Source organism: Gordonia sp. (in: high G+C Gram-positive bacteria), assembly GCF_012515855.1.
Lineage (GTDB): Bacteria > Actinomycetota > Actinomycetes > Mycobacteriales > Mycobacteriaceae > Gordonia.
In genome coordinates this window covers 1-11,544 of the sequence record NZ_JAAYXO010000050.1, presented here as the reverse complement: position 1 = coordinate 11,544, position 11,544 = coordinate 1, and the positions used below count along the sequence as shown (strand labels likewise).

Sequence of the window (11,544 nt, the reverse complement as noted above, 5' to 3'; positions counted from 1 at the left end):
TCGCCGATCAACTCGCCGACGCCGTCACCGCGGGCGTCACCGCCCGCGGTGAGTCGGTGGACGTCGACGTCCTCGAACTCGCTCCCCTCGCGGCGTCGCTCGCCACGACGGTCACCACCGGCATCGCACCAGCCGACGTGGTCGCCGCGCGCGATCTGGTGGCTGCCGCCGACGGCGTCGTCGCGGTCACGCCGGTGTTCACCGCGTCGTACAGCGGACTGTTCAAGATGTTCTTCGACGTCCTGGACCCGGACTCGCTGACCGGCGTGCCGATGGTGGTGGCCGCGACCGCGGGCACCCCGCGCCACAGCCTGGTGCTCGACCATGCCGTCCGCCCGCTGATGAACTACCTGCGCGCCGACGTGGTCCCCACCGCCGTCTTCGCAGCCACCGAGGACTTCGCGACCGTCGAACTCGGCGCTCGCATCCGCCGCGCTGCGGGCGAACTGGCTCAACGACTCGTCAGCACCGACGGCGTGGCCGGCTTCGGCGGCCCGACCGACTTGGATTCCCCACGCCGGTCGGGCGGCTCCACGGACCTCGGCACGGTGACGCCGTTCGCCGAACTGTTGAAGGGCCACACCGGAGGCTGACTGGCTTGCACGTCCCGCACCCGCGCCGCGTGGCGACCCTCGTGCCGGCCTAGGTCGAGAACGTCTTCCCCACGCGGAGGTCGGTTTCGCGCATGTGATTCGACGCCTTCGACACCCCCACGCCGAGGGCGTCGAGACGTCCCCGGGCGTCGAGGAAGATGCGGTCCCAGTTGGCCTGTGCCTGCTGGTACGAGCCGGCGCCGCCGGAGTCCCAGTGCGTCGCCAGCGCGGTCACCTGCCGCTTGAGCTGTCCCGACAGCTCCTCCAGCCGCTGGAACTGGCCGCGCAAGTCGCCCGACAAGGTGCCGAGGTTCGCGAAGTCGTATCGGATGAGTCCACCGCTCATGTTGTCCCCCTGTGAGTTTCGTGAATCGTGATCGAAGCGGATCGTCGCTGTGGGCCTCGGCCTACAGCGTCAGGCCGCCCTGCAGATTGGTGAGTTGACCTGCGACCGTCGTGTCATCGTCGTCGTAGCCGCGAAATCCCGTGGTCAACTTCGTCTCGATCTCGTCGAGCGCCGTCTGCAGCTTCAATGCGATCGAGTGCCAGTCCGTATGCGTGGCTTCGAACGCATTCGACGCGCGTCCGTCCCAGCCGGTTCGGCCGCTGACCGCGGACTTCTGGATCTGGCCGATGATCCGCTGCATCTCATCGACCACGCCCTTGATCGACGACGCGGACGCCTGGCCGGAGGCCACGTCGAGCTTGAGTCCCTGCATTTCGCAATCCTTTCTTGGTGTTCTCTTCCAACACCGGATCAGGCTGATCCGGCGAGATCCTGGGTCTCGAGGCCGAGCGCCAAGGCGACATCGAAATCGAGTGATTCGGTCGTGCGCGTCGTGAGCCATCCGGGCTCGACCGGTTGATCGGATGCGGTCGTGACGACCGGTATCGGGAGCGCTTCCCGCGGTGCCTCCGAGGCCGCGCGCGTCATGGTCGGCGCCATCGGTGCCATCGGCATCGCCGTGCCCGTTCCCGCGGGCGTCACCTGCGCCGCACTCGCGACGGCGTTCGGAGGTCCGACTACCGATGCATTCGTGGTCGTCGGCCGCTCAGCGAGCGGCGTCGGTTCCGGCGCGGGCACGCCGACGGACGTCGCCACGGATCCCACCGTGGGTTTGGTTCCCGCGTGGCTCGCCGACGTCGACGTCGGCGCACCTGACGTCGCCGCGGTGGGCGACCCGCGGTCGCATGTCGGGGCGCAGACGCCTGCGCCCACCGGCGCTCCGGAGACGGCACCGGGCTGATCGGCGTCATCGATGCCTTCGGTACCCGGCTCAACGCCGGCGCCCGCCAGCAACGACGTCACCAGCTGCGCTCCGGCCTGCACCAGTGGCAACGCCGACTCCAAGAGCTTGGCCGCGGCACCGAAGCCGTCGCCGCCCGGCGACCCGGTGATCGGTACGGGTGTCCCGTTGGCCGTCATGCTCGCGGTCGGCGCCACCAATTGCGCGCGCGTCGCGCCGACCACCGCCAGCCCCTCGGCGAGACCTTCGGCCGCGATCGCGAGGGCGGCGACCTGCCCCGGCGGGGTGACCGCGGCAGGCAGGGCGGCGGCGAGCAGGCCCGCCGTCTTCACCACCACGCCCTGCAGTTGCAGTGCTCCCGCGGCGACGATGCCGCCGGCCACCTGCAGGTCCAGCGACATCCCGGTCCCCTGGGCGGCCAGCAGCCCCGACTCCCCCGCCGTTCGGGTGGCCGCCGTGATCGCCGAGGTGGCCGCTTGGCCCAGCCAACCACCGTCGAGCGACCTACCCGCACCGAGGAGGGCGTCGATGCCGCCGGAGAGCACCTGGGCGATCTGCTGATGCGTCGAGGCCGGCCCCGCTGCGGCGTCCCCACCCAGCGCCCCGGCACCGAAGGTCGCCAGCAACTCGATGATCGGCTGCACCAGCATCAGTGGGTCGAGGCCCGGCATCACGGGCAACGAAGGCAGCGCCGGGATCGGCATCACCTCGGCCGGTTCGGGCAGGGGATCGACCCCCAGGCGGTCGAGGACGCCGGAAGCCCGCGAGTCGTCCTGGCTGGTCATCAGGCCCCGATTCCACCTGCGCCGGTGCCGTCGGCCGTGGCGAACGACGCCAGCCCGGCCGCTGCCGCGGCGGCGGTTCCGGCGTGTGCCGCCGCCAACTGCCCGACCGCCCGCAGGTGATTGGCCTGCGCGACCGCGTAGGCGACGGCGAACTCCTGACCGATGATGCCGAACACCGCGGTCACCGCCGTCCCGACCGCAGCCGCGTCGATCGCTCCGGCGGTCGCCGCCGCCGTACCCAGCGCCGCCGAGGTCGCTCCGAATGCCTGCACCGCCTGCGGGTGCACCACCACTTGATTCACATCTCCCCCTGGAGTTGCCGTTGATGCGTCATGGGACCGGCCGCACGAGGTCGACCGGTTCGGTCCCCGCGACGTCGGTCAGTGCTTCGAATTCGCCGCAGAACTCCTGCATGATCTGGGCGCGCCGGGCGAAGACGTCCGTCGCCGCGCGGACCGCCGCGCCCACGATCTCCTCCGCCAGCCGCGGCCCCTTGCCTCCGCCGGCACCCGGCAGCAGTTCCAGTTCGAGCAGCGTGCCGTTCCCGTCGACCTCCACGCGCACGCGACCACCGTCGCCGAGTCCTGTGGCGCGCAAGCGTGCCAGCTGACCGTGCACGTCTTCGAGCGCTCCGAGCTGACGCTGAGCGCGTTCCTGCACCGCGTCCATCTGCGGATTCATCGGCCACCCCGTCCCGCACACGCGTCGGCCGCGGCTTCGGCCGACACCAAGTCGGCGCGCGACGGCAGGCCCAGCAGCGCGATGGTCTCGTCATCGACGCCGCGGTCGCGCAGCTCACCGCGGGTCCGCACGCCCGCGGCGGTGCCCGCCAGTCGGCAGAGCGCCAGGATCTCGCGACTGAGCGCCGCAGGATTCCGGCGTGCAGCGTGCGCGCCGATGGTCATCTTGATCGGCAGCCCGGCCGCCGTGCAGGTGACCGAGACGGCTCCCGATCGCGAGGAAGCCGTTGTCAATCCGTCGGCTCCGGTGACCGGTTCGGGTGGTTGCTTCTGTGCTGACATGTGACTTAGACGCACGGGCGGCGCCTTCGGTTCCATCACGATGCCGCTCGGCGTGTCGCACCCGGCACCCGCCGGTCCCGACAGACGTCCGTCAGGAGTTAGACGCGCCGGCCCCGCCTTCGGTTCCATCACCGCGTTCACGGGCGTGTCGCGCCATCGGGTCCCTAAGGTTTCCGCTCGTGGCGCCGCGACCACCTGCTGCGGCCCGGATCCGAGGAGGAACCATGACATCCGACAGCCAAATGATCGACACCCCGCCGTGGCTCGACCAGCCGACGCCACAGCCGGATCCGGTTCCGCAGCCCGACGCGACCCCGCAGACCGGCGCGACCGCGACGCGCAGTGCCGACATCGACCTGACCGCGATCATCGGCCTCGGAGCCGAACCGCAGGCACCGGTCGCACCGGCGATGCTCCCGGCGACGCCGCCTCGTCCAGTGCCACCTCCCGCGCCGCTCCCGTCGGAGCCGTCCTCCCCTGCCCAGTTCACACCCGCAGCACCGCCGCAATCTGTCACCGGTCCGGCTCTCGATCAGGTGGCGCTGCTGCGCAAGGCCCGTCGCGCACCCGCCCGCGGCTGGCGACGGGTGGTGCATTCGGCATCGGTCGGCATGATCAATCCGGGAGAGTCCCCCGCCGAGGTCGAGTACCAGCAGCTCCTCGAGCGCGTCCGCCGCCCGGTCCGCGGCGACTACCGCGTAGCCGTCCTGTCGCTCAAGGGCGGCGTCGGCAAGACCACCACGACCGTCGGCCTCGGCGCCACCTTCGCATCGCTGCGAGGCGACCGGGTGATCGCGGTCGACGCCAATCCCGACCTCGGCACCCTGGCGCAGCGGGTGCCGCTGCAGACGCGGTCCACCGTCCGCGACCTACTGGCCGACGACTCCGTGCACCGCTACTCCGATGTCCGCGCACATACCTCGCAGGCCCCGAGCAGGTTGGAGGTCCTCGCCTCCGAGCGCGACCCCGCCGCGGCCGAGGCCTTCAACGAGAGCGAGTACCGGGGAGTGCTGAAGATCCTGGAGCGGCACTACAACATCGTGCTCACCGACTGCGGGACCGGGATGTCCCACTCATCGATGCGCGGCGTGCTCGACACCGCCGACGCCCTGATCCTGGTCTCGTCGCCCGCCCTCGACGGCGCGCGCAGCGCCGGGGCCACGCTCGACTGGCTCGCCGGCCACGGATACGGACACCTCATCGGGAGTAGCGTCGTGGTCCTGAGCTCAGCGCGTCCGGGCTCGTCGACCATCGACGTCGACCAGTTGTCGCAGCACTTCCTGACACGCTGTCGGGCAGTCCACGCCATCGGCTTCGACGACCATCTCGCCGAGGGCGCGGAGATCGATGTGGAACTGCTGGCCAAGAGCACCCGGCGCGCTTTCGTCGAACTCGCCGCGACCATCGCCGACGCCTTCGGCGGACCGTCGCTGCGCCCGACCCCGGATCGGGCGTGACGCGGCCGGGCGTGACCCGGCCGCTCACACCGACGTCATGTAGCCCTTCTCCTCGACTCGCCGAGCGATCCGCCATCCGGCCGTCGTCCGCACCAACTCGTCGCGGTATCGCAGGCCGACGAACATCACGTGTTCGGCACCGGCGTCGTCGCGCGAGACCATGGGGTTGAACAGGATCGTTCGGGCCCGCGCGGTGTCACCCGCCAGGTCGAGAGCGGTGGTCGCAGTCAGATGCTGCGTAAGTACGAACAGCGGCAGCACCGACGCCAACCAGGCCTTGATCTCCGGGTAGGCGCCCTTGATTCCGCCCGCCGCCGTGTAGTCGATGTGCGCGTCCGAGGTGAACACCTCGTCGAGGACGTCCCAGTCGTGGTCGTCGATCGCGAAGCTGTAGCGAGCCAGGAGATCCTGAATCTCGAGACGGTCGGACATCTCCTGCAGCGGCATCATCGGCGGTTCCCTGTTCTGGGGTCCCCGTTCCGGGGTTCCCCGTTGCGGTCAGCGGCGGATCCCGTTCAGTATCAGGTCTGTCATTCCAGCGCACCAGGCTTCGTCGAGAGCGGCCTCGGGCCGAATCATCGCGGCCATCAGGGCCCCGCCGAACACCGCTTCGACGAGTGCACCCACATCGATGACGAGTGCGACGCCTTCGCGAGCCGCGGCGTCTGCGAGCCGTTCGGTGAGGTCCTCCCACACCCGGCCGCGAAGCCCCTCGGTGAGTTCCTTCCGGAGCGTGTTGTCCGCGGAGAGCTCGCTGAACAAACCGGTCATCGCGCGAACCACCGACGGCACCGACATCATCATCGCGCAGCTTCCGACGATCAACTCGATTTCCTCCCGCAAACCGGTGTCGTCACGGCGCGGCGGAATCGCGATGTCCTCGGGAAACACGGCCTGGTGCACCAGGTGGGTCTTGCTCGGCCATCGGCGCCGGATCGCGGGCACCGACGTCCCGGCGCGCGCGGCGACCGCCTTCAGGGTGAAATCGCTGAAGCTGACCTCGGCCAGTTCTTCCAGCGTCGCCTGCAGGACAGCGGCGTCGATCCGGTCGTCGCGCGGACGCCCCTGACTCGTGTTCTCCACTCGCCGCTCCCCTTCTTCTCCCCGAGAATGCCTGATCCGACCGACTCTCGCCGGGTGTCCCGAACCATTTGTTCGCGACCACTTGACGCGGGTCACCGTTCGATATTACATTTCGTTTCACGATAGAACGTAACTCGGAGAGCTGATGTCACCCACCAACTTCGAAGCGCAGGCCACCACGGCGGACCTGCTCCTGGCGCGCCGCGACGATGACGCGACCGCGCTGCTCTTCGAAGACCGCACGTGGAGCTGGCGCGAGTATGTGGCCGAATGCGCGGTGCGGGCCCAGGCGCTGACCGCCCTGCGTCACCGCGACGCCTCCGAGACCCCGTGGCATGTCGGCGTTCTCATGGAGAACAGCCCGGAGTACCTCTTCCTCATCGGCGGAGCCGCCCTCGCGGGCGCGACCATCGTCGGTATCAATCCGACGCGTCGCGGCGCCGAACTGCGTTCGGACATCGCACGGACCGACACCCGGGTGGTCCTCGTCGACGACACCCATGTCGCTCTCACGGCCGACTTCGCCGACGACCTCCCGGTGGTCGGGGTCACGAGCTCCGACTATCGCGCCCTCCTCGAGTCCGCCGCGGATGCGTCCGCCGACGACTGGGACCGGCGCCTCGACAACCATCTCCTGCTGCTGTTGTTCACCTCGGGCTCCACCGGGGCACCGAAGGCCGTCAAGTGCAGTTCGGCACGGCTGGCCACCCTCGGCGCCCGCAACCTGCACGCGATGACCTCCGACGACGTCGTCTACAACGCCATGCCGCTGTTCCACGGCAATGCACTGATGAGCGCCTGGGCGCCGATCGCATCGGTCGGCGGCGCCTTCGCCCTGCGAAACAAGTTCTCGGCCTCGGGATTCCTGCCCGACATCCAGAAGTTCCACGCGACCTTCTTCAATTACGTCGGCCGCTCGCTGGCGTACATCCTGGCGCAGCCGGAACAGCCCGCCGAAGCCGACAACAACCTCCGTCTGGCCTGGGGCACCGAAGCCTCGGTCCGCGATCGCGAGGAGTTCACCCGCCGCTTCGGAACTCCGGTGATCGAGTCGTACGGCTCGTCCGAGGGCGTCTGCGTGATCGTCTGTCGGCCGAATACGCCGCGCGGCGCGCTGGGCAAACCCGACCCCCGGTTCGACATGATTATCGTCGACCCGCAGGGCCGCGAAGTACCGACCGCGCAGATCGGCGACGACGGCTCGCTGCGCAATGGCGCCGAGGCGATCGGCGAGATCATCGCCCGCGGTGGCGCCGCTCGGTTCGAGGGTTACTACAACAACCCCGAGGCCGACGCCGACAAGATCCGGAACGGCGACTACTGGTCCGGCGACCTCGCGTACCGCGACGCCGACGGCGTCTTCTGGTTCGCCGGCCGCACCAACGACTGGATCCGGGTCGATTCGGAGAACTTCTCGACCGCGCCGCTGGAGCGGATCGTCGGACGCTACCCCGGCGTCGCCGGTGTTGCGGCGTACGCGGTGCCCGACCCGCAGACCGGCGACCGCGTGATGGTCTCGCTGGAGTACGACGGTCGCTTCGACGCCGACGACTTCCGGCAGTTCCTCCGCGCGCAGCCCGACATGGGCACCAAGTGGACACCGAACTTCGTCCGCCTGGTCGAGAACTTCCCGCTGACCGCCACCCGCAAGGTCGACAAGGCTCCGCTGCGCCGCACCGGATGGCGCACCCCCGATCCGGTGTACGCGCTGTCCGACGACGCCTACCGACTGCTCGACGACGCCGCGACCGCGCAGCTCACCGTCGACTTCCGCGCACACGACCGCGCCCACCTGTTGCCGACCTGACGGCGACCACGGATTTGCAGCCCTCCCACTGCAGCCCCACAACTGAATAGCCCCCCGGAGCTTCCGCTCCGCCGCCCCGAGGTCGCGCGCCGCGCCCGACCTCCCCGAACGCGCCCCGGCTCCGACAGCCCCACCTCCCACACGTCGGTGCCGGGGCGTTCTCATGCCCTCAGTCCGCGAGCGGGGCTTCGCAGTCCAGAGTCGAGGAGTCGCGCACATCGCGGGTGAGTTCGCTCCGCGCCGCCCATTGGTCGGCGGGCGGATACGCGACGGCGACCAGCGACAGGCCGCGCGCCTGAGCCACAGGCACCGATGCCGACCGGGTGCGCTCGCCGAGCAGGTCCCGACACCACTGCCTGGTACGTCGGCCGTCCCCCACCGAGGCAACCGCCCCGACCAGCGAACGGACCATCGACCAGCAGAAGGCGTCGGCCACGACGGTGCCGATCAGCACCTCGCCCTCGCGGCGCCAGCTGAACTGCTGCAGTTCACGGATGGTGGTCGCGCCCTCGCGGCGACGACAGAAGGCGGCGAAGTCGTGGAGTCCGACGAGGTCCGCGGAGGCCTGGTTCATCGCCTCGACGTCGAGGGTGCGGACCCAGTCGGCGGTGCTGCGGGCGAGCGTCGGCTCAGCTCCCCACACCGCGTCGGTGAGTCGGTACTCATAAGTTCTGGCGAGCGCGGAGAACCGCGCGTCGAAGTCGTCGGACACGATGTCGATCCGCTTCACCCGCACATCGTCGGGAAGCATCTTCGCCAGGCGCCGGACCAGCCGGGACGGATCGCCATCGATCGACCGCGCCTGCAGCGACGCCACGGGGACGTCGCAGTGCGCCACCTGTCCGGAAGCGTGGACGCCGGCGTCGGTACGCCCGGCAACGGTGAGTCGCACCGGCGCCCGCAGTACGGTGCCGAGCGTCTGCTCGATGGTCTCGCAGACGGTCCGGCGTCCAGGCTGGGTGGCCCATCCCGAGAAGTCGGTGCCGTCGTATCCGATGAGCAGACGCAAACGGCACAGCCCGCTCTCATCAGGGATGAAAGCGGACTGTGCCGTCATGAATGCGACCTTCACGCGTCGGGCCGAAACGACCCGAGACGGGAGAGGTGACTAGGCCTTGGCCTCGTCGGCAGCAGCGTCGTCAGCGACGACCTCCGCAGCCTCGGTGGTCTCCTCGGCAGCCTCGTCGGCCGGAGCGGCCTCTTCAGCAGCCTTGGCCTTCGACGCAGCCGCGCGGGTTGCGCGGTTGGCCTCGGACGAAGCGGTCTTGTCCTGCACCAGCTCGATCACTGCCATGGGGGCGTTGTCGCCCTTGCGCGGCATGGTCTTGATGATGCGGGTGTAGCCGCCGTTGCGCTCAGCGAAGTGAGGGCCGATCTCAGCGAACAGGACGTGAACGATGTCCTTGTCGCGGATGTCCTTCATGACCTCGCGACGGTTGGCCAGCGAGCCGGCCTTCGCGTGCGTGATCAGCTTCTCGGCGTACGGACGGAGCCGCTTCGCCTTGGCTTCGGTGGTGGTGATTCGGCCGTGCTCGAACAGCGCGGTGGCGAGGTTCGCCAACATCGCCTTCTGGTGGCTGGCCGACCCGCCGAGGCGGGCACCCTTAGTGGGCTTTGGCATGTCTTTCTCCTAGGAGGGACTCACGATCTCGCGACCGGAAGTCCGTTGGTTCGATAACCAGGTGGTTCTTAGCGAGCCCTACAGCTGCTCGGTCTCGGCGTAATCCTCGCCACCGTCTGCGTCGAATGCCGACTCATCGGCCCACGTGCCGGTCGCCGGGTCGTAACCGGCAACCTGCGACGGGTCGAAGCTTGCCGGGCTGTCCTTGAGGGCCAGACCCAGGCTGTGCAGCTTGACCTTGACCTCGTCGATCGACTTCTGACCGAAGTTGCGGATGTCGAGCAGATCCGACTCGGTGCGTGCAACCAGCTCGCCGACGGTGTGAACACCCTCGCGCTTGAGGCAGTTGTACGAACGGACGGTCAGCTCCAGATCCTCGATCGGAAGGCTGAACGCAGCGATGTGGTCGGCCTCCTGCGGCGACGGACCGATCTCGATGCCCTCGGCCTCGACGTTGAGCTCCCGAGCCAGGCCGAAGAGTTCGACCAGGGTCTTGCCGGCCGACGCCAGGGCGTCACGCGCGGTCATGGAGTTCTTGGTCTCCACGTCGAGCACCAGACGATCGAAGTCGGTGCGCTGCTCGACGCGGGTGGCCTCGACCTTGTAGGTCACCTTGAGGACCGGCGAGTAGATCGAGTCGACCGGAATGCGGCCGATCTCGGCGCCGGTGGCCTTGTTCTGCACGGCCGGCACGTAGCCGCGGCCCCGCTCGACGACGAGCTCGATCTCGAGCTTGCCCTTGTCGTTCAGGGTCGCGATGTGCAGGTCCGGGTTGTGAACCGTGACGCCTGCCGGCGGCACGATGTCAGCACCGGTGACGGCGCCCGGACCCTGCTTGCGGACGTACATGGTGACCGGCTCGTCCTCTTCCGAGCTGACCACGAGGCCCTTGAGGTTCAGGATGATGTCGGTGACGTCTTCCTTGACTCCGGGGACCGTGGTGAACTCGTGCAGGACACCGTCGATGCGGATGCTGGTGACTGCTGCGCCCGGGATGGACGACAGCAGCGTGCGCCGCAGCGAGTTGCCCAGGGTGTAGCCGAAGCCCGGCTCGAGCGGCTCGATGGTGAACTTCGAGCGGTTCTCGGCGATGACCTCTTCGGACAGAGTGGGTCGCTGTGAGATGAGCATGAGGTGAGAATTCTCCTTTGACCGTCCGCTATTTGACGGTCTCGAGGTGGACCGAACAGCTGATGCTGCTCAGTGGGGCTTCGCTTACTTCGAGTAGTACTCGACGATGAGCTGCTCGGTGAGCGGGACGACGATCTGCGCGCGCTCGGGCAGCGAGTGCACGAGGATGCGAAGAGTCGACGGAACCACCTGGAGCCAAGCCGGTGCCGGGCGATCGCCAACGATCTCCTGGGCGATCTGGAACGGAGTGGTCTGCAGAGACTTCTGACGAACGTCGATGATGTCGTACTGGCTGACGCGGTAGCTGGGCACGTCCACGCGAACACCGTTCACGGTGAAGTGGCCGTGGCTGACCATCTGGCGAGCCTGACGACGGGTCCGTGCCAGGCCGGCACGGTAGACGACGTTGTCCAGACGCGACTCGAGGATCTGCAGCAGCACGTCACCGGTCTTGCCGGAGCGACGGTTTGCTTCCTCGTAGTAGCGACGGAACTGCTTCTCCATGACGCCGTAGGTGAAGCGGGCCTTCTGCTTCTCCTGCAGCTGGAGCAGGTATTCGCTCTCCTTGATCCGCGCGCGGCCGTGCTGGCCGGGCGGGTAGGGGCGCTTCTCGAAAGCCTGATCTCCACCGATCAGGTCGACGCGAAGACGACGCGACTTCTTGGTTGCGGGGCCGGTATAACGAGCCATAGTTTCTTCTTCCCTTTCCCGCTAGACCCGGCGCCGCTTGGGCGGACGGCAGCCGTTGTGCGGCTGCGGGGTCACGTCGGAGATGGTGCCGACCTCGAGGCCGGCTGC

General features: G+C 68.8%; 15 protein-coding genes and 1 pseudogene. 3 read left to right on the top strand and 13 right to left on the bottom strand.

The annotated features are described in order from the left end of the window. Nucleotides 1–593, top strand: a 593-nt coding sequence (locus tag GX543_RS03295) for a CE1759 family FMN reductase (RefSeq protein WP_290849767.1), incomplete at its 5' end; no start/stop codon positions are given. 49 nt (nt 594–642) lie between these two features. Here GX543_RS03295 and GX543_RS03290 read toward each other — a convergent pair. From GX543_RS03290 to GX543_RS03265, 6 genes are all read right to left on the bottom strand, one after another. Continuing rightward, the gene (locus GX543_RS03290; RefSeq protein WP_290849765.1) at nt 643–939 is read right to left on the bottom strand and encodes a WXG100 family type VII secretion target; all 297 of its coding nucleotides are present in this window, start codon (nt 937–939) and stop codon (nt 643–645) included. A 61-nt stretch (nt 940–1,000) separates the two neighbouring features. Then, nucleotides 1,001–1,312 carry a WXG100 family type VII secretion target gene (locus tag GX543_RS03285; protein ID WP_290849764.1) on the bottom strand — a complete coding sequence of 104 codons (312 nt, stop codon included), beginning with the start codon at nt 1,310–1,312 and terminating at the stop codon, nt 1,001–1,003. Nucleotides 1,313–1,350: 38 nt separating this feature from the next. Beyond that, the gene (locus GX543_RS03280; RefSeq protein WP_290849763.1) at nt 1,351–2,625 is read right to left on the bottom strand and encodes a hypothetical protein; all 1,275 of its coding nucleotides are present in this window, start codon (nt 2,623–2,625) and stop codon (nt 1,351–1,353) included. Beyond that, complete coding sequence (locus GX543_RS03275; RefSeq protein WP_290849762.1) at nt 2,625–2,927, bottom strand: hypothetical protein; 303 nt, start codon at nt 2,925–2,927, stop codon at nt 2,625–2,627. The genes GX543_RS03280 and GX543_RS03275 overlap by 1 nt, the downstream gene beginning before the upstream one ends. Before the next feature lie 28 nt (nt 2,928–2,955). Continuing rightward, nucleotides 2,956–3,306, bottom strand: coding sequence for a YbaB/EbfC family nucleoid-associated protein (locus GX543_RS03270; protein WP_290849761.1), 351 nt, complete (start codon nt 3,304–3,306; stop codon nt 2,956–2,958). Next, complete coding sequence (locus GX543_RS03265; RefSeq protein WP_290849760.1) at nt 3,303–3,647, bottom strand: hypothetical protein; 345 nt, start codon at nt 3,645–3,647, stop codon at nt 3,303–3,305. The genes GX543_RS03270 and GX543_RS03265 overlap by 4 nt, the downstream gene beginning before the upstream one ends. A gap of 155 nt (nt 3,648–3,802) precedes the next feature. Here GX543_RS03265 and GX543_RS03260 point away from each other — a divergent pair, with 155 nt between their 5' ends. After that, complete coding sequence (locus GX543_RS03260) at nt 3,803–5,104, top strand: MinD/ParA family protein (protein WP_290849769.1); 1,302 nt, start codon at nt 3,803–3,805, stop codon at nt 5,102–5,104. A 24-nt stretch (nt 5,105–5,128) separates the two neighbouring features. Here GX543_RS03260 and GX543_RS03255 read toward each other — a convergent pair whose 3' ends face one another. Then, nucleotides 5,129–5,554, bottom strand: coding sequence for a nuclear transport factor 2 family protein (locus GX543_RS03255; protein WP_290849759.1), 426 nt, complete (start codon nt 5,552–5,554; stop codon nt 5,129–5,131). A 48-nt stretch (nt 5,555–5,602) separates the two neighbouring features. Continuing rightward, a complete protein-coding gene (locus GX543_RS03250) occupies nt 5,603–6,187 on the bottom strand; it encodes a TetR/AcrR family transcriptional regulator (RefSeq protein ID WP_290849757.1) in 585 nt (194 codons plus the stop codon). Between the two features lie 145 nt (nt 6,188–6,332). Here GX543_RS03250 and GX543_RS03245 point away from each other — a divergent pair, with 145 nt between their 5' ends. Beyond that, nucleotides 6,333–7,994, top strand: a complete 1,662-nt coding sequence (locus tag GX543_RS03245) for an AMP-binding protein (protein ID WP_290849755.1) — start codon at nt 6,333–6,335, stop codon at nt 7,992–7,994. 169 nt (nt 7,995–8,163) lie between these two features. Here GX543_RS03245 and truA read toward each other — a convergent pair whose 3' ends face one another. The 5 genes and pseudogenes from truA to rpsK form a co-directional block, all read right to left on the bottom strand. Further along, on the bottom strand, nt 8,164–9,051 hold the full coding sequence (truA, locus tag GX543_RS03240) for a tRNA pseudouridine(38-40) synthase TruA (protein ID WP_290849754.1): 888 nt from the start codon (nt 9,049–9,051) through the stop codon (nt 8,164–8,166). A 54-nt stretch (nt 9,052–9,105) separates the two neighbouring features. Then, nucleotides 9,106–9,615: pseudogene (gene rplQ / locus GX543_RS03235) on the bottom strand (50S ribosomal protein L17); the annotation flags it as partial. A 78-nt stretch (nt 9,616–9,693) separates the two neighbouring features. After that, entirely contained in the window at nt 9,694–10,746 is a 1,053-nt protein-coding gene (locus tag GX543_RS03230) for a DNA-directed RNA polymerase subunit alpha (RefSeq protein WP_290849752.1), read from the bottom strand. A gap of 84 nt (nt 10,747–10,830) precedes the next feature. After that, a complete protein-coding gene (rpsD, locus tag GX543_RS03225; protein WP_290849750.1) occupies nt 10,831–11,436 on the bottom strand; it encodes a 30S ribosomal protein S4 in 606 nt (201 codons plus the stop codon). A 21-nt stretch (nt 11,437–11,457) separates the two neighbouring features. Beyond that, nucleotides 11,458–11,544 (bottom strand): 30S ribosomal protein S11 (gene rpsK / locus GX543_RS03220; protein WP_290849768.1); only part of this gene is annotated, 87 nt, incomplete at its 5' end.

Bases quoted from the DNA above. Each gene is read 5' to 3' on its own strand.
- GX543_RS03280 (WP_290849763.1), bottom strand. From the start codon at position 2,625: ATGACCAGCCAGGACGACTCGCGGGCTTCCGGCGTCCTCGACCGCCTG.
- GX543_RS03265 (WP_290849760.1), bottom strand. From the start codon at position 3,647: ATGTCAGCACAGAAGCAACCACCCGAACCGGTCACCGGAGCCGACGGA.
- GX543_RS03255 (WP_290849759.1), bottom strand. From the start codon at position 5,554: ATGATGCCGCTGCAGGAGATGTCCGACCGTCTCGAGATTCAGGATCTC.
- GX543_RS03270 (WP_290849761.1), bottom strand. From the start codon at position 3,306: ATGAATCCGCAGATGGACGCGGTGCAGGAACGCGCTCAGCGTCAGCTC.
- GX543_RS03245 (WP_290849755.1), top strand. From the start codon at position 6,333: ATGTCACCCACCAACTTCGAAGCGCAGGCCACCACGGCGGACCTGCTC.
- truA (WP_290849754.1), bottom strand. From the start codon at position 9,051: ATGACGGCACAGTCCGCTTTCATCCCTGATGAGAGCGGGCTGTGCCGT.
- rpsD (WP_290849750.1), bottom strand. From the start codon at position 11,436: ATGGCTCGTTATACCGGCCCCGCAACCAAGAAGTCGCGTCGTCTTCGC.
- GX543_RS03230 (WP_290849752.1), bottom strand. From the start codon at position 10,746: ATGCTCATCTCACAGCGACCCACTCTGTCCGAAGAGGTCATCGCCGAG.
- GX543_RS03290 (WP_290849765.1), bottom strand. From the start codon at position 939: ATGAGCGGTGGACTCATCCGATACGACTTCGCGAACCTCGGCACCTTG.
- GX543_RS03285 (WP_290849764.1), bottom strand. From the start codon at position 1,312: ATGCAGGGACTCAAGCTCGACGTGGCCTCCGGCCAGGCGTCCGCGTCG.